Genomic DNA, 26485 nt, shown 5'->3' on the forward strand with positions numbered 1-26485 from the left:
GAAAGGGCGCGCCGTGGGTGTTGAATGCCGACTGGACGCCCTTCTTCAGGAGAACCCTTCGCATGATCGTGATGCTCGAGCCGGATTCCCCGGAATCCGTCGTGAACGCCGTCCTCCACCTGGCTTCGCAGTACGAAGGCGTGACGCCCCGCGCGCACGTGGTCCAGGGCGCCGAGTCCACCATCACGGAGCTGTACCTGCTGGGCTCCACCGCGCAGGTGCCGCTGGAGCCGTTCCAGCAGCTTCCCGGCGTGCGCCAGGTGGTGCGCGTGTCGCAGAAGTACCGGATCATCGGCCGGCACGGCGGCCAGCGCACCACGGCGGGCTTCGAATACAACGGCGTGTCCTTCGATGACACCTCCGTGAACCTCTTCGCGGGCCTGTGCGCGGTGGATTCGCTGGAGAGCGTGGATTCGATGATGGCGGCGCTCGCGCGCTGCGGCATCAAGACGACGCGCATGGGCGCGTACAAGCCGCGCACGAATCCCTACGAGTTCCAGGGCCTGGGCGCCAAGTGCCTGCCGTGGGTGTTCGAGTCCGCGGGCAAGCACGGCATCAAGGTCGTCGCGATGGAGGTGACGAACCCGCGCCACATCGATGAGATCAACGACGCGCTCAAGCAGGCCGGCAATCCCACGGGCGTGATGCTCCAGGTGGGCACGCGCAACGCGCAGAACTTCGAGCTGCTCAAGAGCATTGGCCAGCAGCGCGCGTTCCCGGTGCTCTTCAAGCGCGGCATGGGCATCACGCTGGAGGAGTCCCTCAACGCGTGCGAGTACGTGGCGAGCGAGGGCAACCCGAAGATCGTCTTCTGCCTGCGCGGCGTGAAGACGCACCTGGGCGACCCGCACCGCAACATGGTGGACTTCGCGCACGTGCCCGTCGTGCGCCGGCTGACGCGCATGCCGGTGTGCGTGGATCCCTCGCACGCCATCGGGCGCGCGGAGGCCCCGCCGGACGGGCTGCCGGACATCTTCCACGCCATCGGCCAGGGCCTCATCGCGGGCGCGTCCATGGTGTTGGTGGACTTCCACCCGCACCCTGAGATTGCCCTGTGCGACGGACCGCAGGCGCTGCGCCTGGAGCAGTTGGGCGCGCTCCAGCGCTACACGAACATCGTGCGCGGCGCGTACACGGAAGCCGTGAAGAACGGCGACGGGACGGCCTCCAAGGCCGGCGCGCAGGTCAGTCGCTGAGCGCGTAGCTGCCGAGGACCTGGAGCGACGTGCACGCGCTCCGGGCCTCCTCCAACGCGGACCGCACGGACGGCGCATCCTCGCGGCCGTCCACGTCCAGGCACCAGCGGTAGTCCCAGGCGCGGACGCCGCCGGGGCGGGACTCCAGCCGCGCGACGTTCACCCCTCGCGCGGCGAAGGCCGCCAGTACACCCGCGAGCGCGCCGGGCCCGTCGTTCACGGTGAGGACCACGGACGTCTTCCACCGGGAGCCCAGGTGGGGCGGGATGGCCGGGCCCACCGCGAGGAAGCGGGTGGCGTTGTCCGGTGAGTCCTCGATGCCTTCGGCGAGGACGGCCAGGCCGTAGAGGTCCGCCGCCGTCCGGCTGGCGATGGCCGCCGTGCCCGCGGGAGCCTCCTCGCCCACGCGCCGCGCGGCGACCGCGGTGTTCACCTCCGGCACCGGCTGGAGATGGTGTTTGCGCAGCCAGCCCGAGCACTGAGCCAGCGCCTGGGGATGGGACAGCGCGCGGGTGAGGCTCGCGAGCGAGCGTCCCGGCGGCGCGAGCAGACAGTGGCGCACGCGCAGGCGCATCTCTCCGGACAGGCGCGGGGTGAACTCCAGCAGCAGGTCCACCACTTCCGCCACCGGCCCCGCGAGCGCGCTTTCCAGGGGCAGGACTCCGCCGTCCACCCGGCCTTCGGCGACGGCTTCGAGCACGGCGCGGAAGGAAGGGCAGGGGACCAACACCACGGTCGGGCCGAAGAAGGCCCGCGTGGCCTCGTCGCCGTACGCGCCACGCTCACCCTGGAAGGCGATGCGGCGGGGGGCGGCGTCATCCATCGAGATGCTCCGCGCGCGGATACGTGCCCAGCACGCGCAGCGATGAGGTGAGCGAGCGCAGATCCTCCAGCGCCGCCGTCACCGACGCGGACGCGGCGTGGCCCTCCACGTCCAGGTAGAAGCGGTACTGCCACGGCGCGCCGGGGATGGGGCGCGACTCCAGCTTGGTGAGGTTCACCCCGCGCTGCGTGAGCCGTTGCAGCACCTGGCCCAGCGTGCCCGGGCGGTGTTCCAACACCACCAGCAGCGACGTCTTGCACGGCACATCCGGCGCTAGCGGCGTGGGTTCGCGCCCCACCTCCACGAAGCGCGTGAAGTCCGCGCCGGGTTGCAGGTCGCTTGCGAGCACGACGAGACCGAAGCGGCTGGCCGCGGACTCACTGGCGATGGCGGCCACCGTCACGTCGTTGCGGTCCGCCACCGTGCGCGCGGCGACGGCGGTGTCCGGCCCCAGCACCGCGCGGGCCCACGGCACGTGCGTGCGCAGGTAGTCCTCGCACTGGGCCAGGGCCTGGGGATGCGACAGCACCTCGCGCAGGTCCTCCAGTTTCGCGCCCTTGATGCCCAGGAGCCGGTGATCCACCTGGCTCACCAACTCGCCGGTGATGACGCCATCGCCCGCGGCGAGCACGTCATAGGTCTCGTTGATGGTGCCCGCGGTGGTGTTCTCGATGGGCATCAGGAGCAGGTCCTGGTCGCCCTTCTTCAGGGCCTCTACCGCCTGCCTCGCGGAGTCGAAGCCGGTGAGGAGCACGCCGCCCGGACGGTGGCCGTAGCGCTGGCGTGCGGCCAGGTGGCTGTAGGAGCCCTCGACGCCCAGGTACCCCACGCGCAGGGGCGTGGTGTCCAGCCGCGTGACGAGCGCCTGCTGCCGCGCGACGGACATGTCCAGGATGACGCGGTAGAGGCGCTCCACCTCGTGTGGATCCAAACCGCGCTCGGCGGCCCGACCGCGCAGCTTGCGCAGGAGCAGGTCCTCGCGCTGCGGGTCTCGAAAGGGCCAGGCCGTCACCAGCTTGGCGCGCGCCACGTCATCCGCCAGGGCCATGCGGCGCTGGAGCGCGTCGAGGATGTCGTCGTCGACGCGTTCGAGGGCTGTCCGCAGGGTGTCCAGGTCCGGGGTGTCCGACATCGCGAGAACATAACAACTCGCGTCAGGGAACGGTCATCCGGTTACATCCCAAGCCGTCGGGCGAGCTCCGGAGGCACCGGGTAGACGGACTCCTTCGGCAACAGGCGGGTGGCCTGGTCGGCGCGGCCGTCGTCCAGGTGCTTGCGCAGCTTCTGCGTGAGCGGCGTCAGGTCCGTGATGGAGACGGTCCAGTCGTCCACGAAGCGCTGGATGACGGCGCGGCTCAAGCCCACCTGGATGCTGTCGTGGGGCAGGCCCGCGCCGCGCAGGGTGCGCTCGGGGTCCCACTGGATGTGGACGGGCGCGGACTCGAAGGCCTTGCGCCACGCGTCCTGGGTGCCGTGTGCCTTCGGCTCATAGGCGGTGAGGACGCCAGCGCCCAGGGCCTCTTCCCAGCCGGAGCGCTTGATGCGCACCGCGAGCGTGCGCTCCTGGCCACTCTTGCGGCCCCAGTTGGAGCGGTGCATGAGCCATAGGAAGCTGGGTTTGATCCACGTCATCCGCCCCACGGAGAACGGGGGGCCGAACTTCTGCTGCTTCACGGCCACGTCCGCGATGGCGTCCGGATAGGCTTGGTAGAGCACGATGGACGCGCGGTCGAAGTCGGCTCGGACTTCCCGCGCGGCGCTCATGGGCGGGCCCCGGACTTCGCTTTCGACTTCGGCTTGGACGCGGGGGCCTTTGGCAGCTTCGTGCGGCCCATCTCCAGGACGAGCTCGAAGTGCTCCACCGGGGTGGGCGTCACGCTCAGGCGGCTGCGGGTGAGCAGCGGGAAGTCCTTGAGCGCGGGCGTGGCCTTGATGGTGGCGAGCGTCACGGGGGCGGTGAAGGCGACCACGGGGCCCACGTCCACGGAGGCCCAGTCCTCACCGGGCGCGGTGGGGTCGGGGCCCGGCTTCGTGAGCACGCGCGCCACGCCTACGACGGCCTTGTCCTCGTTGGAGTGGTAGTAGAGGCACAGGTCCCCGGGCGTCATGGCCCGCAGGTTGTTGCGCGCCTCGAAGTTGCGCACGCCCGTCCACTCCGTCCGTCCGTCCGCTTCCAGCCGTGCGTACGCGTAGACGGAGGGCTCGCTCTTGATCAACCAGTACCGGCCAGTCGCCATGGCGGCGCACCCTAGCGCAGGGCCGCCCGGAGGCCAGCGGCCCTGAGTGCCAGGGGCGTGACTACTTCGCGCCCAGCGCGGCGATGAGCCGGTCCGCCTGTTCGCGGATGTGCTTGTCGGTGCTGGCCTGGGCCTTCGTCGCGTGCGTCCGGGCCTGGGCCTTGTCGGTGTCCGCCAGGGCCAGGGCCAGGTTGAGGTGCACGCCGACATCGTCCGGGTGCGTCTTCAGCGCCTGGGTCAACACGGCGCGCGCGGCGGTGGCTCCGCCAGGGCGGGACAGGTGCAGCACCGCGAGGTCGTTGGCCGCGCCTACTTCGGACGGGTCGGCGGCGATGGCGGCCTCCAGCAGCTTCTGCGCTTCCGCGTCGTCGCCCAGCCGGCGGCGGACCTTTGCCAGCGCGATGCGCACGGCGGCGTTGTCCGGCACCTTGGCGAGCGCTTCGCGCAGGATGCGATCCGCGTCTTCGTTCTTGCCGGCCACGAAGGACGCAAGCCCGTGCAGGTAGATGGCGTCCGCGTTGTCCGGCTGCTGCATGCGCAGGTCGATGGCGGCTTTGATGGCCGGCTCGGGCGCGCCCGCGAAGAAGCACAGCGAGGCGAACTCGCGGATGAGGGACGGCTCGCGGGGGCTGCGCAGGATGGCCTGTTGCAGCGTCGTCAGCGCGGCGCCCACGTGCCCCTGGAGGACCTGCACGCGCGCGGCGAGCAGCAGCGGCAGGTGCTCCGTGCGACTGGCCTCGGCGGCTTCCTGGTAGCGCTTCAGTGCGCGGTCCAACTGCTTGTCGCCCTGGAGCGCCATGCCCAGGTACGTCAGCGTCTGGGGATTTCCTGGCTGGACGGCGAGCGCCTTCTCCAGCGCGGGGATCGCTGCGGTGTACTGGTGGTGGGCGAGCAGCCCCCGGCCGTGGTTGACGACCTCGAAGAAGCCCGCCTTCGGCTGGGCCGCGAGCGCCTCCAGCACCGCGAGCTGCCGGGCATCACCCTTTTCGGCATCGAGCCGGGCCAGGTGGCTGAGCGCTTCAGGGTGGGTGGGGTGCTGCTCCACGAGCCGCTGGAGCATGGCGCGCGCTGCGGGCTCGTCATGCTGCGCGAGGCGCAGACGTGCGAGCCCGAGCATCGCGGCGGCGTCCTTCGGGTCCTGCTTGAGGGCGCGCTCGAATTCGAGCGCGGCATCCTTGAGCAGGCCCTGCTTCATCAGACGCGCAGCGGTGGTTGCCTGTTTGGAGACGGCCATGGGTCAAGAGGATAGCCCAGCCCCGGAAGGGCCGGGCAGTCTCCCGGGGACATCAGTCGAACAGTCCACCCACCGCGCCGCCGATCCCGCCAATCACGTCGCCCGCGCCTTTGATGAGGTCGCCCGCGGCATCCACCGCGCCGGAGAACACATCGCCGGCCGCGTCCAGCACCGCGCCGCCCGCGTTGATGGCGCCCTCGGCCACGTTCTCCAGGATCTCGCCACCGGCAGCGGCGGCCGTCTCGCCGACCGCCTTGAGGATGTTGCCGGGGTTGACGGAGCCTTCCACCTCGACGCCCAGGCCCAGGCCGGCCGTGGCCTCCACGCCGACGTCGAACTCCAGGTTGCCGCCATTCAGGCCGATGTCCGCGTGGGCGTCGCCGCTCACGCCGGCGCTGGCGCTGGCGGTGATGCTGGCGGAGGCCAGGGTGTCATCCTCGTGCTTCAGCTCGATGGCGCCCGTGAGGCTGGCCTGCGCGCCGGCGAAGCCGGACGCCGCGGCGCTGATGGACACGTCGCCGTCGGTGCCGACGTGCAGGTCCAGGTCGATGCTGCCCTCGGCGCCAATCTTGCCCAGCGCGGACAGGTCCAGCTCGACGGAGTACTGCTCACCGGCGATCTCGAACTCCACCGTCTTGGTGGCGCTGGCGCCCGCTTCCAGCAGGTTGGCGGACACGTCCACCTGCACGTTCACGTCGATGCCGGACAGGCCGATGTCGGCGTCCACGGAGGCATCCGCGCTGAAGGTCGGGCCCTGGACGTACGCGTTGGTGTTGATGCCGCCCGGGCCGGTGCCGTTGACCTCGGAGCGCGCGCCGCCGGCTTCGAAGCTCGACTGGCCGCTCAGCACATTGCGCGAGTTCGACTGCACGTTGCCCTGCGCCGACGTGTCCACGCGCGAGCCGGCCGGTGCCGTCGCGGGCTTCTGGCCATTCTTCGCCAGGTTCGGCGCGACGGGCGGCGGCGCGACGGGCCGCGGCGGGGGAGGCGGAGGCGGGCGGTAGCCGATGGGCGTGGACATGGCGGGCTCGATTTCGAAGGAACGGCGCCAGATTCGGCGCCAGCTTTTCCTCATTCTCCGAAATGCCCGGGGGAGAGTTTCCGACCCCGCATCACTTTGTAAGAAATGGCCCCCAGGATTCTCGCGAAGTGGGCGGGTGTCACACATGCAGGGTGGAATGTTTCCTGGGGGCCAGCGCGGAGACGGTGCGGTGCGTCGAAGCCAGGGTGTGGAGGACTGTCCATCGCGCTCCCCGGCGCGGGCCCACCCATGGAAACCTGCGCGATGGGATGTTGTTCCACCCGTGCCATTCCCGGTTGTTGGGAATATCGCCAGGGGGCGGGAAGGGCAGGGGGATGGCACGGTCAGCCTTTGGGGCGTGGCCGACTGACGTTCGCCCTACTGGATCAACCCGCGCTCACGGAACGCGGCGAGCAGCCGGGGCTTGCCTTCGTTCAGCATCGCCTCGCCGTGAGAGGGAATCACGTGCTCGAAGTCGAGCCCGGCGAGCGTCGCGATGGCCGCGTCGAACGCAGCCCGGTCCTTGGCGAACCGGAGGAACAGCTTGCTCACGGCGAAGCGTTTGTAGGTGCCGAACATCCCGAAGAACATCCAGGCGGCGAGCCCCCTGGGCTCTTTGATGTTGAAGACCATGTCGGTCAGATAGAGCGCCTTCGAGGGGCGGTGCAGGAACGCGCTCTCGTTCATCTTCGGCATGCCTGGGATGGGCAGCAGTCCAAGCTCGCTTTCAAAAGGCCACGGTGTTTCTCCAAGGATGCCGTGCCAGCTCAGCTCGGGATGCTTCTCCCGCGCGCCCAACGGGCCCCAGAGCCTCGCGTTCGGATGCGCCTGCGCGGCGGCCTTCATGCCGGCGGTGTGCATCAGGCTGGGGGCCACGATGTCAGTGACCGGGCCGGCTTCCTGAAGCTGTCCGGCCGTGAGCTTCGACCCCGGCGAGAGCATCACCCGCGCCTGCTCAAGCTCGAAGACCGCCGTCCGCACGGGCAAATGCATCAGCGGCGAAACCAGCGTGCAGTCCAGAAAATGTGTCTTGGGAAGGGACATGGGCCGGAAGCTCCCACGAACCTCCCCTGGACGTCACGCTGTCAGACCTCACCCGATGTTCGTCTTGCTGAACACGCGCAGTGCCTCCGCCACGCTCCATGCCTGGGCGAAGCAGCCTCGCGGATGGTAGGGCTCCGTCGCGTCGAAGATCTCCGAAATCTGACCGATGCCCCCGTGCGACAGGTGGTCCTCCATCCCCGCGAGCAGCGCGCGCGCCGCTTTCAGGTCCGGCGTCACCTTCAACGTCGCGTCCACGTAGTGCCCGATGAGCCAGCCCCACACCGTGCCCTGGTGATAGGCCGCGTCGCGCGCCCGCAGGTCGCCGTCGTACTTCAGTTTGTAGTCCTTGCTGCCCGGCGCGAGGCTCCTCAATCCCACGGGCGTCACCAACTCGCGGCGCACCACTTCCAGCACCCGCGCCCAGTGCTCGCGCTTGAGCACCGGGTGCTTCAACGAGATGGCGAAGACCTGGTTGGGCCGCACGTGCGCGTCCTCGTGGGCCGCGTCTCCGTCCACCACGTCGTAGAGACATCCGGCCGCTTCATTCCAGAAGCGCTGGTTGAAGCTGCCATGGGCCCGCTCCGCGGCGAGCCGGTACGGCGCCGACTCCTGGCCCAGCCGCTCCGCCCACTCCGCCATCAGCTTGAGCGCGTTGAACCACAACGCGTTGATCTCCACCGCCTTGCCCCGGCGGGGCGTCACCACCCAGCCATCCACCTTCGCGTCCATCCAGGTGAGCTGGTAGCCCTCCTGCCCCTGGCGCAGCAATCCATCCGCCGGATCCACCCCGATGTGGAAGCGCGTGCCTTTCTGGTGGTGCGCGACGATGTCGCTCAGCGTGGGGTACAGGTCGCGCAGGAGGTTCTCGTCCCCTGTCTCCTCCAGGTAGCGGTCCACCGCGTGGAAGAACCAGAGCGTTGCATCCGCCGTGTGGTAGACGCCCTCGTTCTCCCCGTCCGGGAAGTAGTTCGGAATCAGGCCGTCCTTCACGTAGTGCTGGAACGTGCGCAGGATGGCCGCCGCCTCGCGGTAGCGCCCCGTGGCCAGCGTCAGCCCGTCCAGGCTGATCATCGTGTCGCGGCCCCAGTCGGTGAACCACGGGTAGCCCGCGATGACGCTTCGAGCGTCCAGGCCCATGGACCGCGCCCAGGCTGCGTCCGCGGGCCTCGGCGGATCGATGATGAATTGATCCGCCGCCAGCACCAGCCGCGCCGGAACACCGGAACGCGCATGCTCCGGAGCGCGCTCCAACAGGCGCTGCTGCCGTGTCAGCTCCCGCTCGAACACGACGGCGGGGTCCCGCTGCAGATGCCCCGCGGTCTCCACGGTGAGGCCAAAGGCCAGCGTGCCCCCGGGCTTCAGCGTGGCGGCGAAATAGCCCGGCGAGTGCTGCACCTCCGTGAAGTCATAGCCGCGCGCCTTCTCCACGCGCAGGTGCTGCGGCTTGGACGTCTCATCCAGGCTCACGAACGGCGTGGGCCCGTCCGAATACAGCCGCATCGTCATGAGCGGGCCGTCCTCGCCGTTGCGCAACGTCACCAGCGGACCCCGCAGCGTGACGATGGCATCCTCCACCTTCTCGAGCAGCGGTCCATCATGCGAGCGCAGCACCGGGAAGGGCCGCAGGTGCAGGGTGGCCTCCGGACCGGACAGGTGCTGCCATTCGATGAACACCGTGTCCTCGCCGTGCACCATCACGAAGCGCCGACGCAGCCGCGTCCTCCCCAGCGCGTACTCCCAGACGGGAACAAGCCCCTCCAGATGGAAGTGCCGCAGGTGGCGCGCGCCGTCTTCCAGCGCCGTGCCGTCCGCATGCTCCTCGGAGGTCAGCCGGTAGCGCTGACCGTCCACGAAGGCCGCTTCGTCCATCCGCGCCATCAGCACCGTGCGGCCCAGCTTCTCCAACGTGGGGATGAACAGGCCGTGGTAGCGGCGCGTGTTGCACCCCACCAACGTGCCGGACGCGTAGCCCCCCCGGCCGTTGGTCATCAGCCACTCGTGGTGCACGCCGACGCCAAAGTCGGCGCCGTCCTTCCAGTCGAACGAGAGGCGGGGCAGGTCGGGGGCTGATGAATTCACGCCGTGGTCTCCTCCTCGCTCGTCAACACGAGCGCGGTCTGTCCGGGCAATGGCAACCGTCCATCCTCCGGAATCGGTGGCGAGCCCATCCCGCCGTAACGGGCCTGGTCACTGGACAACAACAGTCGCCAGCGCTTTCCCGAAGGTGGAGCGAGCAGCGGCTCCGGACACGGCTCCGAATCCAGTCCCGTGCCCAGGTTGAGGAGGACCAGTCGGTCGCCTTCCTGCTCGCTGCCCGAATAGCGCAGCACCAGCGCCTGCGGCCCCAGGACGGCCCCCGCCACGCGCGTGAGGTCCTGCGCGGCGAACACCGGATCCTCCCGGCGCAGGCGCAACAGGTTCCGGTGCAACGCCAACGCCTCGGTGTTCCGGGCGTGCTCGCTCCAGTCCAGCTTGGAGCGGCGGAAGGCCTCCTCTCCGATGGGCAGGTGGAACCCGTCCTCCTCCATCGCCTGCCGCGCGCTGGCGAACTGCGCGAGGAAGTCATCCCGGCCCTTCTGCACCAGCGGCTGGAGCTTGTCGTCGTGGTCCACGAAGTAGTGGAACGGCGTGGAGGCGAAGAACTCCTGACCCATGAAGAGCATGGGCGTCTGCGGCAACAGCAGGAAGAAGGCGGTGAGCGCGCGCATCCGGGGCATCCCCGCCAGAAGTTGGAGTCGGTCGCCGCGCAGCGTGTTGGCGAGCTGATCATGGTTCTGCAGGTAGAAGACGACGCGCTCCGCGGGCACCCGGCCCAGGGGCGAGCCGCGCTTCTTCTTCTGCCAGCGGTAGTACTGGCCCTGGTACAGCGAGTTGCGCAGCGCGCACGACAGCAGCTCCTGCGCGGTGCCCTGGTAGTCGGTGAGGTACGCCTCCGGGTGGCCCGTCATCGCCACCCGCGCGGAGTGGTGGAAGTCATCCACCCAGAGCCCGTCCGCGCCCTGGCCCCGCGCCTCCGGGGGCGTGACGATGTTCACGTCCTGGGGTTCGTTCTCCGCGATGAGGAGGATGCGCCGCCCGCCCGCCGCTTCCCGGGAACGCGAGATGAGCTCGCCGACGATGTTCCGGGGCGAGGCGTCGTAGAGGCTCTGCGTGGCGTCCAGGCGCAGGCCATCCAGGTGGTACTCGGCAATCCAATGGGCCGCGTTCTGGATGAAGAAGTCGCGGGATGCTCCCGCGTCCTCACCGTCGTCGAAGTTCGTGGGGTCTCCCCACTCATTCGGATGCTTCGAATTGAAATAGCCCTTCGAGAATTGCGCCAGGTAGTTCCCGTCCGGGCCCAGGTGGTTGTAGACGACGTCCAGGATGACGCCGAGCCCCAGGCGGTGCGCTTCGTCCACCATCCGCCGCAGATCGTCCGGATCGCCATACACGGTGCAGGGCGCGAACAGCGACACGCCGTCGTAACCCCAGTTGTGATGGCCCGGAAACGTGTTGAGTGGCATCAACTCCACGGTGGTGACGCCCACGTCCTTCAAGAGGGCCAGCTTCGAGGCGACCCCCGCATAGGTGCCCTCCGGGGTGAAGGTCCCCACGTGCAGCTCGTACAGCACCTGGCCGTGCGCCTCGATGCCCTTCCAACTGGCGTCCGTCCAGGCGAAGCGGCTGGGGTCCACCACCTGCGAAGGGCCGTGCGGGCCCTCCGGCTGGAAGCGGGAGCAGGGGTCGGGAAACGCGTCCCCACCATCCAGGCGGTACTTGTAGCGGGTGCCCACGGCGACCGCGTGCGTGCCCGCGAAGTAGCCGTGTGACTCTTCCTGGAGCGGCAGCGCGCGGACGCCCTGGGGGTCGGACAACAGCACCTCGACGGTGCGACGGCGCGGGGCCCAGACGCGGAAGCGGGTGCGCCCCTCGTCCAATGGCTGTGCACCCAATGAAAGTGATGCGGGAGTGATCCCCATCCTGCGTCCTCCAATCCATGGCCCGTGCGTCCGCCGGAATTCCCAGAGGGGCGGCCTCAGGGCGGAGACGCGGGGGAAAGGGTAGGAAGCAGGGGATGGCCCGGCATCGTCCCCCGGTCCGTCGAGGCCTCGCCGCCGGGCGCGCAGCGCATCGTGCTCGAGTGTCGGTTGCGCATCGGCCGCCGCGCCTTGCCGCGTCCGCGCTCCCGGGTGGCAGAAGCACGGTGGCTCGGCGTGCGCACCTCGCGGCCGTTGCCGCTGGCCCCCTGGAGTCCGTCCGCTCCCCTGGCTGCCCGCAGGCCGACAGGAGGGGCAGGCCCTGACTGGCGTCATCCCTGTGAGTGGGCCTCGCTCCCGGGTCCCTTGCGACGGCCTGGAAGGAACCGCACCTCACCCAGGACCTTCGCGGGCGCTTCTCCTATAGAGAGAGGTCCACCCCGGCGATTCGGAACGTGGAGGGGCGCGGGCACCCGGGTGTTCCGGCCCGAGGAGGAACGGCGTGGCCATCCTGAAGTCGACGGGCATCAGCGGGCCCCAGCGCGGGCTGGCGGAGCAGGTCTTCTCCCGGGCCGCGGGCGCGCCGCTCGTGCCGGGCAACGACGTGCACCTGCTGCGCGACGCGCGGGAGAACTACCCCGCGTGGCTGAGCGCCATCCAACTGGCCCGCCGCTCCGTCCTCTTCGAGAACTACATCATCGAGGACGACGACGTGGGCCGCGCCTTCGCGGACGCACTGGAGGCCCGTGCCCGCGACGGCGTGCGCGTCTGCGTGCTCTATGACTGGCTGGGCTGTCAGGGCACCGCGCCCAGCCGCTTCTGGCGCCGGCTGCGCGAGGCGGGCGTGGAGGTGCGCTGCTTCAATCCCTTCCAGTTCGACCGGCCCCTGGCCTGGCTGGGCCGCAACCACCGCAAGACACTCACCGTGGACGGCGAGGTGGGCTTCGTCTCCGGCCTGTGCGTGAGCCACAAGTGGGTGGGGGACCCGGAGAAGCACGTGGCCCCGTGGCGCGACACCGGCCTCGCGATTCGCGGCCCGGCCGTGGCGGACCTCGTGCGCGCCTTCGCCCAGGGCTGGGCCACCGTGGGCGCTCCCCTGGACGAGGACGCCTGCCTCTCCGCCCGCGCGCCCGAGCCCAGGGGGGACGTGGCCCTGCGCGTGGTGGCCGGCGTGCCCTGGAGCGCGGGCCTGTTCCGCGTGGACCAGCTCATCGCGTCGCTCGCCCGCAAGCGCCTGTGGCTCACCGACGCGTACTTCGTGGGCACCGCCGCGTATGTGCAGGCGCTCCGGGCCGCGTCGCGCGACGGCGTGGACGTGCGGCTGCTGGTGCCCGGCAGCAGCGACATCCCCGTGCTGCGCCCCCTCACCCAGGCCGGCTACCGCCCCCTGCTGGAGGCGGGCATCCGCGTCTATGAATGGAACGGCACCATGCTCCACGCCAAGACGGCGGTGGCGGATGGGCTGTGGGCCCGCGTGGGCTCGTCCAACCTCAACCCCGCCAGTTGGCTGGGCAACTCCGAAATCGACGTGGCGGTGGAGGACATCCACTTCGCCCAGCAGATGGAGGCCATGTACCAGCAGGACCTGGAGCACGCGACGGAGGTCGTGCTCAGCGGAAGGGACCGGCGCCTGATGTCCATGAACCCGCACCCGCGCCCGCTTCCGCGCTCCCAGCGGGGCGCGCCCGGACGGCGGGGCAGCATGAGCCGCGCGGCCGCGGGCGCGGTGCGCCTGGGCAACACGGTAGGCGCCGCCGTCACCAACCACCGCGAGCTGGGGCGCACGGAGTCGAAGCTCGTCTTCGGCGCGGGCGTGGTGCCTTTGGCGCTCGCGGGCGTGGCGCTGTGGTGGCCGCAGGTGGTGGCCGTGCCCGCGGCGCTCCTCTGCGCCTGGGCTGGCATCGCCCTGTGGAGCCGCGCCGCGCGCCTGCGCCGACAGGAATCCGAAACGCCCGAGACGCGAGCGCCCCTGCCGGAGTCCGAGGTGCCGCCCATGCCCGTCAAGGTGGAGCCGCTGCGGGTCGCGGAAGCCGAGCCGCGCAACGTGCCGGAAGCGGAGCGACATCAGCCCTGAAGGTCCGCGTCCGGACGCGCTCCGGGCGTGTCCTCGCCGCGAGCCTCAGTGCTTGCGCGCTTCATGGCTTGCGCGCTCGCGCAAATGAAACGGGGCCGCCGGGTCGGAGCGCAGGAAGCGTTGCTTCCCTTCGCGTCCAGGCCCGAGGCCCCGTGATTCCTACAGTCCTTCAGCCTTTATCAGGCCACCTGCCTACGCCTGCTTCGCGACGCCGGTCGGCTCCGCCGCCTTGCCGTTGAGCAGCGCGCTGCCCCCATACAGGGCCAGGCCCACCATTCCCAGGACGCCGGCTTCGATGCTGCTGCCCATCGCCGCGCCCATCAGGCCCACCACGCTGGTACCCACCATGAAGACCAACCCCATCGCCCCAGCTGCCTTGCCCATTCCGTTGTCCCCCGTGTGACGGTTGTGACGCCCTGAAACCCTACCGCTGCGTCCGACGGGCAGTCCCTCTTCAAGTCCCGTGCCGAAGTGCTCGCACAGGAGGGCCCCTCACATGTGCTGGAGCGTGTGGAACGGGGAGGGACTGGATTGGGCAAACCTCTTCCACTGCACGGAAGCGATCGGCAGAAAGCACAGGGGAGAACACCGGGGTACGACCGGAATTTTTCCCGATTCCCCCCATGTGCGCCTGATGTGGCACGCCGTAACCCACCGAAGTCCAAGGGTTTTCCTTCTTACAAGCCGCTGGCACACGCGCTGCTAAGGGACACCGCCAGAAGCGTGCTGCTCGGCCCGCAGGGCCGGTGGACGGCGGCACTCGCCAGACATCAGTGAACGAAGGAGAGCGGAAGATGGGAATGCGGCGCACGGGGTTCTGGGTGGGGTTGGGGATGCTCCTCCTGTCGGGATGTGCTCACCAGCAGACGCTGAAGGTGGACAACGCGGATCAGCCGTACCGGATCGGCCGCGAGGACGTCCTCGACGTCAGCGTGTGGCGTGACGCGGAGCTGTCGCGCACGGTGCCGGTGCGTCCCGACGGTTACATCTCCGTCCCCATGGTGGGGGAGATCCAGGCCGCGGGCATGACGCCCACGGAGCTGGCGGAGGCACTCAAGACGGGTCTGCAGCCGTATGTGCAGGAGCCCCGCGTGACGGTCATCGTCCGCGAGGTCAACAGCACCCGCGTGTTCGTGACGGGCGAAGTGGCCCACCCGGGCGCCTACCCGCTGCGCGGCCGCGTGTCGCTGCTCCAGGCCATCGCGCTGGCGGGCGGCTTCACCGACTTCGCCAACTCCGACGGCATCGTCGTCATCCGCACGGACGGCAAGGGCGGGCAGATCCCGGTTCGCTACAGCGACCTGGTCTCCCCCGACGGCGAGAACGTCATCCTGCGTCCCGGTGACACCGTCGTCGTCCCGTGAAGCATGACGGACGCAACTTAAAACACAGACATCCGGAAGATATGAACAAGGGCGCGGGCGTGGGCATGGATGGGAGGGCGGCGGTGAGGGGCAACTGGAAGCGGGCAGTGATTGCAGGCTGTCTCATCGCCGGACCGGCTGCTCAGGCGGCCACCATCCTGGAGCCGCGGCTGCGCCTGACGGCGGAGGAGCGCTTCGACAACGACCTGCGCCTGGGCGGCGGAGCAGGGGCCACCGGCGGGCAGTTCATGACGAAGCTGTCGCCCCGGCTGGGCCTGGATGTGAAGAACGAGCAGCTCACCCTGGATACGTTCTACGCCACGGACCTGCTCGCACGACACGGCTCCGGCAAGACGACGCTGGATCACCGGGGCGGGTTCGGCCTGCGCGACGTGCTGTCGCGCCGGCTGCGATTGGACGCGAGCGCCAAGGTGTTCCGCGTCACCGACCCCACCTCGCTGCCGCGTGACGGTCTGGCGCGCTCCACCTCTCCCACCTTCTATGCGCAGTCGAAGGTGGGGTTGACGGGGCGGGTGACGGACCGCATGGATGTGCGCGGCAGCTATTCGTTCGAAGCCACGCGCATCATCGAGCCGGGACGGGAGGCGGGTTACGCGCACACCCCGTCGGTGGAGTTGTGGTACCGCTCCACGCGCCGGTTGTCGTTGGGCGCTGAATATCGTTATCAGGGCTTCCTCTACGCGGGGGACTACAGCCAGGCGCACGGCGCTTCGGCGGCCCTGCGCTACCGGCTGACGCGGCCCACCACGCTCACCCTCCGGGGCGGGCCGGTGCGCTACATGCCGGCGGATTCATCCCGCGGGGGCTGGCTGCCTCGCGTGGCGCTGGAGCTGGTTCGTGAAGGAGAGCGTTCAGACATCGGCTTCGCCATGGGACACGATCTGGTGGGTGCCAGCGGGTTCTCCGGCGCGGTCTGGGCGGATTACGCATCACTGATGGCGGCGCACCGGTTCACGGCGAAGTTGTCTGCCTTTGGGGCGGCCAGCTTCTTCCGCAACGGCACCGCGCCGAACTTCAACTACACGCAGTGGCGCAACACCACGAACGTGTCGCAGGGCTATGCAGTGGGAGGCGGCGTCGAGTACCGGATGAACCGGAAGCTCGCGTTGCAGGGGGCGGTGGATCGCATCGCGCAAGTGGGCGCGGCGGACATCGCCGGGGCAGGGGATCTGACACGCAATGTGTTTGCTCTCCGTCTGGTCATGACACCTTGGTAGGGAGCATGCGAGTGCGAGGCATGGAGGAGCGGATCATGGAGCGTGGGATGACGGCGGACCAGATGCTTTCGGCGCTGTGGCGTCGCAAGGCCCTGGTGGGGGCGATCGCTGCTGCAATTTTCGTGGTGGGCGCGGCGATCGTGATGACGCGGCCTAGCATTTATGAAGCGTCGGTGGTGGTGCGCGTGGAACCGCAGCGCCCCGGTGAGGAGATGGTGCAGCGCACGGTGAGCGAGCTCATCGAGCAGCGGCTGGTGACGGTCCGCCAGGAGCTCCTGGCCCGGCCGGTGCTCCAGAAGGCCATCGAGGAGATGAACCTCTACCCGGAGCTCGTTTCGGAGAAGGGCATCGAGGCGGCGGTGGAGCAGATGCGCAAGGACCTCACCGTGCGCGTCGAAGGTGAGACGGCCTTCGAGCTGACGTACGCGGGCCGCGACCCGCAGGTCGTCGCGCAGGTGACCAACCGCCTGCCGGCCATCTTCTCCGAGGAGACGCTGAAGATCCGCCAGGCGCAGGCGGCCCGCGCCACCAACCTCTTCACGGAGGAGATGGTGAACATGGGCAAGGCGGTCTCCGCGTGGGAGGCGAACATCAGCCGCTTCAAGGTGGACCACCTGGGTGAGCTGCCCGAGCAGATGGAGATGAACATGCGCGGCCTGGAGCGCATCAGCGCCCAGCTGCAGACCAAGTCCGAGGAGCTGCGCGCCGCCGAGGCCCGTCGCTCCGACCTGGCTCGGGCCCGCAACGCCGCGGACAGCGAGGCGGGGCGCCTGGAGGCCGCGCAGAGCGGGCTGTCCCGGACGCTCACCCAGGCCAAGACGCAGTGGACCGAGGACCACCCGGAAGTGAAGCGGATGGAGCGCGAGCTGGGCAACGTGTCCGAGCAGCGCAAGGACGCCGAGGGCCGGATGTTCGCCGAACGCAACGAGCGGACCCGCGTCACCACGCTGGTGGGCAGCATCCAGAAGGACATCGTGGACCTGCAGAAGCAGGCCGAGGCCTACCAGGCGCGGCTGAACAACACCCCCCGCTGGGCGCATGAGCTGGCGGTGATGAACCGGGACTACGAAATCGCCCGCACCAAGTACCAGAGCGTGGTGAGCCGCAAGGTGGAGGCGGAGATCGCCCAGGAGCTGGAGGCCAAGAGTGCCCAGAGCCTGTTCAACGTCATCTCGCCCGCCGGGGTGCCTTCCGCTCCGGCCCGCCCGGACCGCCTGAGCGGCCTGCTCATCGCGGCCCTCCTGGCCCTGTCGCTGGGTGTCCTGACCGGCACCGTGCTGGAGATGCGCGACGACAGCCTCCGCGATGGCACCGAGGTCCGCGAGCGCATCACGCTGCCTGTCCTGGCGGTGGTCCCGAACATGCAAGGGAAGACGGAGAAGCGGGTGTTGATGCCCATGGCTGGGAGCAAGAACAGCGTCTCCTCGCCGACTTCGCTGAATTAATTGCCGACCCCCTACGGAAAAGATTGGAGCACTCAGATGGATTCGACGATGGAGCGGGCCGGAAACTTCCTCCCGCGTGTGGATGAGAGCGCGACTTCCTCGAACGCGGTGGACCGTCGGGTGGTGACGTTGACGGCCCCGGCCTCCGCGGCCGCCGAGCAGTACCGGACGCTGTACTACCGGCTGGAGCGGATGCGGGAGCAGCGCCCGATGAAGGTGGTGGCGCTCACCTCGGCCATGCCGGGCGAGGGCAAGACGGTGACGAGCGTCAACCTGGCGCTGGCCGCCGCCCGGGCGAACCCGGAGCGCCGCATCCTGCTGGTGGACGCGGACCTGCGCCGGGGGCAGGTGGCCCCCACGCTGGGCATGCGCAACAAGCAGGGCCTGGCGGAGCTGTTGGCCGGTGAGTGCGATGTGCGCGACGTGGTGCGCCGCTTCAACGCCACGCGGCTGGCGGTCATCCCCGCCGGCGCCACGCCGGAGGAGAGCACCCAGGTGCTGGCGAGCGCCCGGATGAAGCAGTTCCTCAAGGCGGTGCGCGAGGGCTTCGACGAGGTGTACGTGGACCTGCCTCCCACGCTGCCCTTCGCGGACGCGGCCATCCTCGGCCACCAGATGGACGGCGTGCTGATGGTCATCCGCGCCAACGTCACCCCCTCCAAGGTGGTGAACCAGGCGGTGGAGCAGCTGGCGGGCGCGGCGCTGGTGGGCTGCGTGCTCAACGGGGCGGAAGTGAACGCGACCCCGTACCTGAAGAACTACGTGAAGAAGTAGCAGCCAGAGCAGCACGACGTGCAGGTGAGTGCAGTCTGTCTGGCCTTCCGTCCCCCCTCCTATGCGGCGGGGGGGCGGGGCCTGGAGTGGAGTGGGCGGGTCGGGGTTGGAGGAGTCACGTGCTTCGCGTTTTTCACCACTACTTTTCTGCCAAGAAGCTGACGTTCTTCCTCGCCGAGAGCACGGCGATCGCGCTGGCCTGTGTCGCGGGTGCCGCGGCCTGCGCGGCCCTCTTCGCGCCCCCGGGTACCTGGCCGCCGCTCGCCACGCTGTGGCCGACGCTGGTGGGATTGGGCCTGGCCTTCGTCGTCACCTTCCAGTTCACGCTGTACCTGTTGGACCTCTACGACCTTCGCGTCGCCGCGGAAGACCGGACGCGCGGCTACCGCTTCCTCAAGGCCGCGGGCGTCACCGCGATGGTGGCGGGCGGGGTGATGCTGCTCCTGCCGCTGGCCCTCCCGGTGTCCCTGCCTCCCGGCACGCTGCTGGGCGGCGCGATGGGCGCCCTGGCCGGCACGCTGGCGGTGCGCGTCTCCATCCGCGCCCTGGTGGGTGAGCCCGACGCGGTCCTCATCATCGGGGATGGCCTCAAGGCCCGCGCGGTGGCGAGCGCCATCGAGGCTGGCGGCGAGGGTTCCTTCCGCGTGGTGGCCCTGGTGGACCCGCGCAAGGTGGACGAGCCGCTGGATGCGATGGCGGCGCGGCTCAATGCCTCCTATGTGGTGCAGGCCGCGGATGACATGCGCGGCGCCAACTGGGTGGACGCGCTGTTGCGCTGCCGGCTGGACGGGCGGCGGGTGTACGAAGCGTCTGGCTTCTGCGAGCGCGTGCTGCGCCGCATCCCGGTGCAGTTCCTCCGGGCGAGCGACTTCGCCTTCGCGGATGAGATGACGGTGTCGCCCCTGCGCCGGGCCTTCAAGCGTGCGTTCGACCTGGCGGTGGCGTCGCTCCTGTTGCTCCTGGCGTCGCCCTTCCTGGTGCTGGTGACGCTGGCCATCAAGCTGGATTCCAAGGGCCCCATCTTCTACCGGCAGGACCGCGTGGGATTGGGCGGGCGTTCCTACCCCTTGTGGAAGTTCCGCAGCATGCGCACCGACGCGGAGAAGGACGGCGCGGTGTGGGCGCGCTCCAACGACGACCGCGTCACGCGGGTGGGCAAGTTCATCCGCAAGACGCGCATCGATGAGATTCCCCAGGTGTTCAACGTGCTCATGGGCCACATGAGCTTCGTGGGCCCGCGTCCCGAGCGCCCGGTGTTCACCGAGCAGCTCAAGCAGCAGATTCCGTTCTACGGCGTGCGTGAGGCGACGAAGCCGGGCATCACGGGTTGGGCGCAGATCCGCTACCCCTACGGGGCCTCGGTGGAGGACGCGCGCAACAAGCTCGAGTTCGACTTGTATTATGTGAAGAACGGGTCGTTGTTTCTGGATGTCGGCATTATCTTCCACACCGTCCGGCACGTGTTGTTGGGGCGGGGTGCTCGGTAGTCAGCAATTGTCACGGTCCGCGGCCTCCGGTTGTCGGGGGAGGCCGGGATGCCAAGGGTGAGCAGCCATGGATTGGGATGGGCGAGGGGGTCGGAACATGGTCGGCATGGATGTGGATGCGCCGTTCGCGGAGTGGAGCCAGGACGACGCGGGCAAGCAGCAGAACGCCGAGCGCAATGAGTTGTTGCAGGCCCCGAAGACCCGCCCCACGCGCATCGTCGCGATGGGCGGTGGCACGGGCCTTCCCATGGTGCTGCGTGGGCTTGCCCGCCGCGCGACGCCCAAGCCGGGCTCGCCTGGCGTGGACATCACCGCGGTCGTGGCGATGAGCGACGACGGCGGCAGCTCCGGCCGCCTGCGCCGCCTGCACGGCGCGCTGCCCCCGGGCGACATCCGCAACTGCCTGGTGGCGCTCGCGGGTGGCAAGAGCGCCCTGAAGGATGTCTTCCAGTACCGGTTCGGCGGCGCGAAGGGCCTCGCGGGCCACGCGGTGGGCAACCTGCTCATCGCCGCGCTCGCGGAGTTGAAGGGTGACTTCCTGGAGGCCGTGCGGCTGTCCGGGGAGCTGCTGGGCGCGCAGGGCCAGGTGTTGCCCAGCACGCTGGCGTCGGTGCAGCTGGTGGCGCAGATGCATGACGACACGGAGGTCGTGGGCGAGCGCAACATCTGCCGTGCCCACGGTCGCGTGCGTCGCGTGTCGCTGAGCCCGCGCTCGCCGCCCCCGGTGGACGGCCTCCTGGAGGCCATCTATTCGGCGGACCTCATCGCCATCGGGCCGGGCTCGCTGTACTCGAGCGTGCTGCCCAACCTGCTGGTGGACGGCGTGGCCCAGGCGCTGAAGGAGACGCGCGCGCTGAAGGTCATGGTGGCCAACCTGATGACCCAGCCGGGCGAGACGGACGGCATGAACTGCCTGGACCACGTGCAGGCGGTGATTGAGCACGTCGGGCCGGTGCTGGACGCGGTGCTCGTCAATGGCCGGCAGCCGACCGAGGAGTCCATCCAGCGCTATGCGCGCAAGGGCTCGTTCGTCGTGACGGCGGAGACGCGGGAGCTGTTGTCGTCGGGCGTCATCCCGGTGCAGGCGGACCTGCTCAAGGATGGGTCCAAGATCCGACATGACAGCCGCAAGGTCGCCGCCTGCCTGCTGAAGATGGCGCGCAGCGGCTTGTAGGCCGCGGCAGCCGTCACCACCTTGGGTCCCGCTCCTATGGAAGCCAGAAACCTCCGTGCCGACCCGCACGTCGTGGAAGTCAACGACCGGGCGGCCTTCATGTCCCTGGAAGCCGAGTGGAACCAGCTCGTGGAGAGCACCTCCAACGAGCTGTTCTACCGGCATGAGTTCCTGCGTCTGTGGTTGGACAACTTCGCCGACGGCGGTCGCATGCGGGTCCTCCTGCTGCGAGGCCCGGACGGCGAACTGACCGCCGCGCTGCCGCTGGTGGAGGAGCGCACGTCGATGTACGGCGTGCCGGTGCGGCAGCTCACCTCCGCCGCCAACGCGCACTCCTGTCGTTTCGACCTGCTGGCCAGGGATGCCGAAGTCGCGTCGGACGCGTTCCTCACGCACCTGAAGCAGACGGGTGGCTGGGACGTGCTGCGGCTGACGGACGTGCCGGACGGCGGGGTGGGCTTCCGTCTGCTGGCCGAGGCGAAGCGCCGCGGGATGCCGGTGGGCGAGTGGGAGTCGTTGCAGTCTCCCTATGTGCCGCTGCCCGCGACGAAGGACGCGTACTTCGCGTCGCTGCCGTCCAAGTTCAAGGCGAACTGCCGTCGGCGTCGCCGCAAGCTGGAGGAGAAGGGGAAGGTCACCTTCGAGTGCGTGTCCGGCGGTCTGGACCTGGAGGGCTCGCTGGAGGAGGGGCTGCTCCTGGAGCAGAGCGGCTGGAAGGGCCAGAACGGCACGGCCATGGCGCAGGACGGGAAGACGCGGGGCTTCTACACGGAGCTGGCGCGGGACTCGGCCTATCGCGGGCGGCTGGCGCTGTACTTCCTGCGTCTGGACGGGCGCGCGGTCGCGTTCCAGTACGGCCTGGAATACGGCAAGCGCTACTTCCTCCTGAAGCCTGGTTACGACGAGAGCCTCAAGGAGTGCAGCCCCGGCCAGTTGTTGACCGAAGAGGTGCTGGGGGCCTGCCTGGACCGGGGGCTGACCGAGTTCGATTTCCTGGGGCCGGACATGGTGTGGAAGCGCGACTGGACGGATCAGGTCCGCAAGCACACCTGGCTCTACGTGTTCAATGACACCACCTTCGGTCGGGCCCTGTGCGCGACGAAGTTCCGGTGGGTACCGGCGGCGAAAGAGGCGGTGGCGCGATGGAAGCGGTGAAGAAGTCCGACAACAAGCTGTTCGTTCCGTCCCTGCCCACGCTGTGGCCGGGAATGCTGCTGGCCGGGGCCCGCCCCGGAGCGCTGCCCCCGTTCTCGTCACCGAGCGCGCGTTACTTCTACTTCGCGCGCAACGCCGTCTGGCTGACGATGAAGATGCTGCGCCTGGATGGCGGCGAGGTGCTGATGCCCTCCTACCACCACGGCGTGGAGGTGGAGGCGGTGGTGGACGCGGGCGCGACGCCGCGCTTCTACCGCGTGGGCGCCCGCTGGGACGTGGACATGGCGGATGTGGCCAGGCGCATCGGGCCGAAGACGAAGGCGCTCTACCTCATCCACTACGCGGGCTTCCCGGGGCCGGTGGACGCCATGCGCAAGCTGGCGGACGAGCACGGCCTCCCGCTCATCGAGGACTGCGCGCTGTCCCTGCTGTCGTCGGATGGCGCGACGCCGCTGGGCACCACGGGGGACGTGGGCATCTTCTGTCTCTACAAGACACTGCCGGTGCCCAATGGGGGCGCCCTTGTCGTCAACGGGCCGCGGCAGTACAGCCTGCCGGAGCCTCCGGCGCCGCCCCTGGCGTCCACCTTCAGTCACACCGTGTCCGCGCTCCTGCAGAACCTGGAGCTGCGCGGTGGTGCGGTGGGCCGGGGCCTGCGAGGCCTGGTGCGTTCGGTGGGGCACGGCACGGTGAAGGCCGCGAGCATCGAGCGCGTGGCCACGGGCACGCAGCACTTCGACCGCAGGCACGTGGACCTGGGCATGAGCCCGCTGACGAAGCGGATCGCCCTGTCGCAGGACCTGGAGGCCATCGTCGAGGCGCGCCGCCGCAACTACTTCTTCCTGCTGGGCCGGCTGCGGGATGTGTCGCCGCCGCTCTTCAACCAGCTTCCGCCGGGCGTGTGTCCGCTGTTCTACCCGATGGTGGTGCAGGACAAGGAAGCGCTGCTGGCGCGGCTGCGCGAGCGGGGCATCGACGCCATCGACTTCTGGAAGCGCTTCCACCCAGCCTGCGACCCTTCGGAGTTCCCGGAGGTCGCGCAGCTCAGGCGGACGATTCTGGAGATTCCCTGCCACCAGGACCTGTCGCCGGAGGTGATGGCGGAGGTGGCGGAGGCGGTGCGGGACGCGCTGAAGGCGGAGCGCCGTCCGAGCAAGCGCACGGGATGAGTGGGGATGGGTGGCTGGCTCCCGGGTTGCAATGACTGACGGGAGCCAGGTGGCGGTGCATCGTGAAAGGCATCAGGGTGACGCGGTGATCCGCGAAGACGAGTTGACGTCAGGGCCGCAGGTCGCGCCGAAGCTGGACGTGGCGGCGGTGGGCAGTGCTTCGCAGTTGTCGGGGATGCGGGCGGAGTGGAACGCGCTGTTGGACGCGAGCACCGCCGGCCCCTTCAACGCCTGGGAATGGCTGTATCCGTGGTGTCGGCGCATCTCGCCGGACGTGCGGCCGCTGGTGCTGACGGCCCGCGACAGGCTGGGCACGCTGGTGGGCCTGCTGCCATTGGGATTGGAGCACCGCTGGGTGAACGGCCTGCGCGTGCGGCGCCTGGGCTTCCTGGGTGAGACGCACGTGGGCAGCGACTACCTGGACGTGGTGGCGCGCAAGGGCCGCGAGGCGGAGGTGGCCCGCGCGTTCTTCCAGGTGCTCCAGGGGCTGCGCGACGAGTGGGATGTGTTGGATTTGACGGACCTGCGTGAGGGGTCGGTGACGCTGGGCGTGGCGCGCGAGGTGTTTGGCGCCGCGAACGTGCGCAAGACGGACAGGTATGTCTGCCCGTACGAGACGCTGGTGCCGGGCGAGCCGTTCGACGCGTTCCTGAAGCGCACGGGGCGCCGGGACAACTACCTGCGCCGGCGCAAGTGGTTGGAGAAGCAGGACGGCTACCGCATCGAGCGCACGGACGCGCCGGGTGACCTGGCGGGGCCGATGACGGACTTCTTCCGGTTGCATGCGCTGCGCTGGTCCTCGGATGGAGGGTCGCAGGGCATCAAGGGCGCCGGGGTGGAGGCGTTCCACCGGGATGCGACGCAATTGCTGGCGGAGCGGGGCCGGCTGCGGATGTACACGATGAAGGTGGGCGGCCAGGCCGTGGCGTCGGTGTACGGCATCCTGCATGAGAAGTCGTTCGTGTACTTCCAGTCCGGCTATGACCCGGCGTGGCGCAATCGCAGCGTGGGTCTGGTGTTGGTGGGCGAGACGTTCAAGGACGCCATCGACATGGGGATGACGGAGTACGACTTCCTGAGAGGCACGGAGTCCTACAAGGCGGATTGGGTGACGAAGCAGCGCCAGACGGTGTCGCTGCGCGTGCACGGCGCGGGCATGAGCGGTGCGTGGTTCACCCAGACCGAGGAGTTGGCCCGGAAGGCGCGCAACGCGGTGAAGAGCGTGCTGACGGATGAGTTGGTGGAGAAGGTGCGCCGGCTGCGTCGCCGCAAGGCGGCGGTGCATTAACGACGGGCCTGGCGGTATCCTGAAGAGCGAAGACCCTGTCTGCCCTTGGCAGCGGGGTCTTTCGCTTTGGAGCCGCCATGGAGAAGCTGCGCTGCGCCGTCCTGGATGACTATCAGGGAGTTTCGACGAAGATCGCGGACTGGTCTTCGTTGAGCGGGCAGGTCGAGGTGACGGTGTTCCGCGACCACTTCTCCCGGGAGGAGGAACGGGTCGCCGCGCTGGCTTCCTTCGATATCATCGTGGTCATGCGGGAGCGCACGCCCTTCCCGGCCGCGCTCTTCGCCCGGTTGCCACGGTTGCGCTTGTTGGTGACGACGGGGATGCGGAACGCGGCGATCGACTTGTCCGCTGCTGCCGCGCACGGTGTGATGGTGTGTGGGACGGCGAGCGCGACCGAGCCTCCCGTGGAGCTGACCTGGGCATTGATCCTGGCGCTCGCCCGGAACGTCGTGGGAGAGAACGTCGCGTTCCGGAAGGCCGGTCCCTGGCAGGGCTCCGTGGGGGTGGATCTCCACGGGAAGCGGCTGGGGTTGCTGGGGCTGGGGAAGATTGGCAGCCGGGTCGCGAAGGTGGGGGCGGCGTTCGGGATGGACGTGGTCGCCTGGAGCCCGAACCTCACCGATGCGCGGGCAGGGGAGGTGGGGGTGCGCCGGGCTCCGACGATGGAGGCGCTCCTGGAGACGAGCGACTTCGTTTCCATCCACCTGGTCCTGGGGGAGCGCTCACGGGGCTTGGTGGGGCGTGCGGAGTTCGCGCGGATGCGTCCGACCGCGTTCCTGATCAACACCTCGCGTGCCCAGATCGTGGATCAGGTGGCGCTCGTTGAAGCGCTCCAGCAGGGAATCATCGCGGGGGCCGCAGTCGATGTCTTCGAGGTCGAGCCCGTGCCCGCGGACGACGTGCTGCGGACCCTGCCGACGCTGCTCGCGACGCCGCACCTGGGCTACGTCTCACAGGGCAACTACGCCACGTACTTCCGCGAAGCGGTCGAAGACATCCACGCGTTTCTCGCAGGCACGCCCCTTCGAAAGCTGGGGTGAAGGGGACGCGAGTACATGCGCCCGCGCAAGCCCCTCATCGCGCAGAGGCTGCCGTCGACATCCCGCTTTAGGATCAGAGCCCACGAATCGCTTGAGTCATTGGGGCTTCCGTCCTACCAGCAAGACGTCGAAGATGGACGCATGTCATCCATCCATCTTCTCTGTCGTGGCAGCCTCAACCTCCACCGCGAGCCCAGCAGCGGCGACTATGAAAGCGGCAACTGGGACGTCTCGGAGACGGAAGCCAAGGAACTCATCGGAGGAATGATCTACCTGCACGAGACGAAATCGAAACGCTCCTACTTTGGCGGCAAGATCAATTCCTTCCGTACCCTCGTGATAGATGCCCCTCGCCCCAATCGCATCGTCTTCCGGCTCACGCCGCTTCGAGAAGGCAAGGGGGTTGAGTGGAAGGGCGCTGGTCACGGCATGGCTTCGAAGAGCGGTGTGGTGAGGACCTGATGTCGGCCGAGGGGCGGGCTGGGCGAGCACGCCGCGTGATCCCATGACTTCCAGTTCCTGGCTTTAGGGGATGCGCTCGGGAGTACTCGTGAAGAGTGCGTGGAAGAGCGTTGTGTCGGGTGGTGCTTCCAGCTCTAGTTGCCTGAAGGTGCGCTGGACGCCGTATTCGAACTGCACGCGATAGATGGAGACACAGCGCACCGGAAGCACGCATCCGTGGTCCCTGGCAATGGCCTCCAATTCCTCGACGGATGGGCGCATGGGTCTACATGCCTCCGCCAGGGGGTGACACACCGCAGGGGCC

24 protein-coding genes are annotated in these 26485 nt (G+C 69.1%); 13 read left to right on the forward strand and 11 right to left on the reverse strand.

The window, feature by feature from the left end:
* Positions 1 to 62: 62 nt before the first annotated feature.
* Positions 63 to 1196: a 3-deoxy-7-phosphoheptulonate synthase gene (locus OV208_RS25805; RefSeq protein ID WP_267576554.1), complete on the forward strand. Its 1134-nt coding sequence runs from the start codon at positions 63 to 65 to the stop codon at positions 1194 to 1196.
* Here OV208_RS25805 and OV208_RS25810 read toward each other — a convergent pair.
* The 9 genes from OV208_RS25810 to treZ form a co-directional block, all read right to left on the reverse strand.
* Positions 1186 to 2019 (reverse strand): prephenate dehydratase, encoded by an 834-nt coding sequence (locus OV208_RS25810; RefSeq protein WP_267576555.1) that lies wholly within the window; start codon positions 2017 to 2019, stop codon positions 1186 to 1188. The genes OV208_RS25805 and OV208_RS25810 overlap by 11 nt on opposite strands.
* Positions 2012 to 3151, reverse strand: a complete 1140-nt coding sequence (locus OV208_RS25815; RefSeq protein ID WP_267576556.1) for a bifunctional chorismate mutase/prephenate dehydratase — start codon at positions 3149 to 3151, stop codon at positions 2012 to 2014. Before OV208_RS25815 ends, OV208_RS25810 begins: the two co-directional genes overlap by 8 nt.
* A 41-nt stretch (positions 3152 to 3192) precedes the next feature.
* A complete protein-coding gene (locus tag OV208_RS25820) occupies positions 3193 to 3783 on the reverse strand; it encodes a DUF4291 domain-containing protein (RefSeq protein ID WP_267576557.1) in 591 nt (196 codons plus the stop codon).
* Positions 3780 to 4256: an EVE domain-containing protein gene (locus OV208_RS25825; RefSeq protein WP_267576558.1), complete on the reverse strand. Its 477-nt coding sequence runs from the start codon at positions 4254 to 4256 to the stop codon at positions 3780 to 3782. Before OV208_RS25825 ends, OV208_RS25820 begins: the two co-directional genes overlap by 4 nt.
* A 61-nt stretch (positions 4257 to 4317) precedes the next feature.
* The gene (locus OV208_RS25830; RefSeq protein WP_267576559.1) at positions 4318 to 5490 is read right to left on the reverse strand and encodes a tetratricopeptide repeat protein; all 1173 of its coding nucleotides are present in this window, start codon (positions 5488 to 5490) and stop codon (positions 4318 to 4320) included.
* Between the two features lie 52 nt (positions 5491 to 5542).
* On the reverse strand, positions 5543 to 6511 hold the full coding sequence (locus OV208_RS25835) for a Circumsporozoite protein (protein ID WP_267576560.1): 969 nt from the start codon (positions 6509 to 6511) through the stop codon (positions 5543 to 5545).
* Positions 6512 to 6889: 378 nt separating this feature from the next.
* Positions 6890 to 7555, reverse strand: a complete 666-nt coding sequence (locus tag OV208_RS25840) for a hypothetical protein (RefSeq protein ID WP_267576561.1) — start codon at positions 7553 to 7555, stop codon at positions 6890 to 6892.
* Between the two features lie 48 nt (positions 7556 to 7603).
* Complete coding sequence (locus OV208_RS25845; protein WP_267576562.1) at positions 7604 to 9634, reverse strand: amylo-alpha-1,6-glucosidase; 2031 nt, start codon at positions 9632 to 9634, stop codon at positions 7604 to 7606.
* A complete protein-coding gene (gene treZ, locus OV208_RS25850) occupies positions 9631 to 11514 on the reverse strand; it encodes a malto-oligosyltrehalose trehalohydrolase (protein ID WP_267576563.1) in 1884 nt (627 codons plus the stop codon). Before treZ ends, OV208_RS25845 begins: the two co-directional genes overlap by 4 nt.
* A 499-nt stretch (positions 11515 to 12013) precedes the next feature.
* Here treZ and OV208_RS25855 point away from each other — a divergent pair, with 499 nt between their 5' ends.
* Positions 12014 to 13585, forward strand: a complete 1572-nt coding sequence (locus tag OV208_RS25855) for a phospholipase D-like domain-containing protein (protein WP_267576564.1) — start codon at positions 12014 to 12016, stop codon at positions 13583 to 13585.
* A gap of 192 nt (positions 13586 to 13777) precedes the next feature.
* On the opposite strand, the gene OV208_RS25860 is transcribed toward OV208_RS25855, so the two are convergent.
* Positions 13778 to 13969 carry a hypothetical protein gene (locus tag OV208_RS25860; protein WP_267576565.1) on the reverse strand — a complete coding sequence of 64 codons (192 nt, stop codon included), beginning with the start codon at positions 13967 to 13969 and terminating at the stop codon, positions 13778 to 13780.
* Positions 13970 to 14379: 410 nt separating this feature from the next.
* On the opposite strand from OV208_RS25860, the gene OV208_RS25865 reads away from it, so the two are divergent.
* From OV208_RS25865 to OV208_RS25915, 11 genes are all read left to right on the forward strand, one after another.
* Positions 14380 to 14949, forward strand: a complete 570-nt coding sequence (locus OV208_RS25865) for a polysaccharide biosynthesis/export family protein (RefSeq protein ID WP_120539951.1) — start codon at positions 14380 to 14382, stop codon at positions 14947 to 14949.
* 41 nt (positions 14950 to 14990) lie between these two features.
* A complete protein-coding gene (locus OV208_RS25870; RefSeq protein WP_267576566.1) occupies positions 14991 to 16187 on the forward strand; it encodes a hypothetical protein in 1197 nt (398 codons plus the stop codon).
* 35 nt (positions 16188 to 16222) lie between these two features.
* Entirely contained in the window at positions 16223 to 17632 is a 1410-nt protein-coding gene (locus OV208_RS25875) for a GumC family protein (protein WP_267576585.1), read from the forward strand.
* A gap of 36 nt (positions 17633 to 17668) precedes the next feature.
* Positions 17669 to 18406: a CpsD/CapB family tyrosine-protein kinase gene (locus OV208_RS25880; protein WP_120539949.1), complete on the forward strand. Its 738-nt coding sequence runs from the start codon at positions 17669 to 17671 to the stop codon at positions 18404 to 18406.
* Positions 18407 to 18525: 119 nt separating this feature from the next.
* On the forward strand, positions 18526 to 19893 hold the full coding sequence (gene exoE / locus OV208_RS25885; RefSeq protein WP_120539948.1) for a polyisoprenyl-phosphate hexose-1-phosphate transferase ExoE: 1368 nt from the start codon (positions 18526 to 18528) through the stop codon (positions 19891 to 19893).
* Between the two features lie 97 nt (positions 19894 to 19990).
* Positions 19991 to 21067 (forward strand): gluconeogenesis factor YvcK family protein, encoded by a 1077-nt coding sequence (locus tag OV208_RS25890; protein ID WP_267576567.1) that lies wholly within the window; start codon positions 19991 to 19993, stop codon positions 21065 to 21067.
* Between the two features lie 36 nt (positions 21068 to 21103).
* The gene (locus OV208_RS25895) at positions 21104 to 22222 is read left to right on the forward strand and encodes a GNAT family N-acetyltransferase (RefSeq protein WP_267576568.1); all 1119 of its coding nucleotides are present in this window, start codon (positions 21104 to 21106) and stop codon (positions 22220 to 22222) included.
* Complete coding sequence (locus OV208_RS25900) at positions 22210 to 23391, forward strand: DegT/DnrJ/EryC1/StrS family aminotransferase (protein ID WP_267576569.1); 1182 nt, start codon at positions 22210 to 22212, stop codon at positions 23389 to 23391. The genes OV208_RS25895 and OV208_RS25900 overlap by 13 nt, the downstream gene beginning before the upstream one ends.
* An 85-nt stretch (positions 23392 to 23476) precedes the next feature.
* Positions 23477 to 24679, forward strand: a complete 1203-nt coding sequence (locus OV208_RS25905; RefSeq protein ID WP_267576570.1) for a GNAT family N-acetyltransferase — start codon at positions 23477 to 23479, stop codon at positions 24677 to 24679.
* Between the two features lie 77 nt (positions 24680 to 24756).
* Positions 24757 to 25719, forward strand: coding sequence for a D-2-hydroxyacid dehydrogenase family protein (locus OV208_RS25910; protein ID WP_267576571.1), 963 nt, complete (start codon positions 24757 to 24759; stop codon positions 25717 to 25719).
* Between the two features lie 141 nt (positions 25720 to 25860).
* Positions 25861 to 26181, forward strand: a complete 321-nt coding sequence (locus tag OV208_RS25915) for a hypothetical protein (protein ID WP_267576572.1) — start codon at positions 25861 to 25863, stop codon at positions 26179 to 26181.
* Positions 26182 to 26244: 63 nt separating this feature from the next.
* On the opposite strand, the gene OV208_RS25920 is transcribed toward OV208_RS25915, so the two are convergent.
* Positions 26245 to 26442 carry a hypothetical protein gene (locus tag OV208_RS25920; protein WP_267576573.1) on the reverse strand — a complete coding sequence of 66 codons (198 nt, stop codon included), beginning with the start codon at positions 26440 to 26442 and terminating at the stop codon, positions 26245 to 26247.
* Positions 26443 to 26485 lie beyond the last annotated feature (43 nt).

It is taken from the genome of Corallococcus sp. bb12-1, assembly GCF_026626765.1.
GTDB classification, from domain to species: domain Bacteria; phylum Myxococcota; class Myxococcia; order Myxococcales; family Myxococcaceae; genus Corallococcus; species Corallococcus terminator.

What these genes read in the sequence shown, in the direction of transcription:
- OV208_RS25805 (WP_267576554.1), top strand. Translation starts at nt 63, where the DNA reads ATGATCGTGATGCTCGAGCCGGATTCCCCGGAATCCGTCGTGAACGCC.
- OV208_RS25810 (WP_267576555.1), bottom strand. Translation starts at nt 2,019, where the DNA reads ATGGATGACGCCGCCCCCCGCCGCATCGCCTTCCAGGGTGAGCGTGGC.
- OV208_RS25815 (WP_267576556.1), bottom strand. Translation starts at nt 3,151, where the DNA reads ATGTCGGACACCCCGGACCTGGACACCCTGCGGACAGCCCTCGAACGC.
- OV208_RS25820 (WP_267576557.1), bottom strand. Translation starts at nt 3,783, where the DNA reads ATGAGCGCCGCGCGGGAAGTCCGAGCCGACTTCGACCGCGCGTCCATC.
- OV208_RS25825 (WP_267576558.1), bottom strand. Translation starts at nt 4,256, where the DNA reads ATGGCGACTGGCCGGTACTGGTTGATCAAGAGCGAGCCCTCCGTCTAC.
- OV208_RS25830 (WP_267576559.1), bottom strand. Translation starts at nt 5,490, where the DNA reads ATGGCCGTCTCCAAACAGGCAACCACCGCTGCGCGTCTGATGAAGCAG.
- OV208_RS25835 (WP_267576560.1), bottom strand. Translation starts at nt 6,511, where the DNA reads ATGTCCACGCCCATCGGCTACCGCCCGCCTCCGCCTCCCCCGCCGCGG.
- OV208_RS25840 (WP_267576561.1), bottom strand. Translation starts at nt 7,555, where the DNA reads ATGTCCCTTCCCAAGACACATTTTCTGGACTGCACGCTGGTTTCGCCG.
- treZ (WP_267576563.1), bottom strand. Translation starts at nt 11,514, where the DNA reads ATGGGGATCACTCCCGCATCACTTTCATTGGGTGCACAGCCATTGGAC.
- OV208_RS25860 (WP_267576565.1), bottom strand. Translation starts at nt 13,969, where the DNA reads ATGGGCAAGGCAGCTGGGGCGATGGGGTTGGTCTTCATGGTGGGTACC.
- OV208_RS25865 (WP_120539951.1), top strand. Translation starts at nt 14,380, where the DNA reads ATGGGAATGCGGCGCACGGGGTTCTGGGTGGGGTTGGGGATGCTCCTC.
- OV208_RS25870 (WP_267576566.1), top strand. Translation starts at nt 14,991, where the DNA reads ATGAACAAGGGCGCGGGCGTGGGCATGGATGGGAGGGCGGCGGTGAGG.
- OV208_RS25875 (WP_267576585.1), top strand. Translation starts at nt 16,223, where the DNA reads ATGGAGCGTGGGATGACGGCGGACCAGATGCTTTCGGCGCTGTGGCGT.
- OV208_RS25880 (WP_120539949.1), top strand. Translation starts at nt 17,669, where the DNA reads ATGGATTCGACGATGGAGCGGGCCGGAAACTTCCTCCCGCGTGTGGAT.
- OV208_RS25890 (WP_267576567.1), top strand. Translation starts at nt 19,991, where the DNA reads ATGGTCGGCATGGATGTGGATGCGCCGTTCGCGGAGTGGAGCCAGGAC.
- OV208_RS25895 (WP_267576568.1), top strand. Translation starts at nt 21,104, where the DNA reads ATGGAAGCCAGAAACCTCCGTGCCGACCCGCACGTCGTGGAAGTCAAC.
- OV208_RS25900 (WP_267576569.1), top strand. Translation starts at nt 22,210, where the DNA reads ATGGAAGCGGTGAAGAAGTCCGACAACAAGCTGTTCGTTCCGTCCCTG.
- OV208_RS25910 (WP_267576571.1), top strand. Translation starts at nt 24,757, where the DNA reads ATGGAGAAGCTGCGCTGCGCCGTCCTGGATGACTATCAGGGAGTTTCG.
- OV208_RS25915 (WP_267576572.1), top strand. Translation starts at nt 25,861, where the DNA reads ATGTCATCCATCCATCTTCTCTGTCGTGGCAGCCTCAACCTCCACCGC.
- OV208_RS25920 (WP_267576573.1), bottom strand. Translation starts at nt 26,442, where the DNA reads ATGCGCCCATCCGTCGAGGAATTGGAGGCCATTGCCAGGGACCACGGA.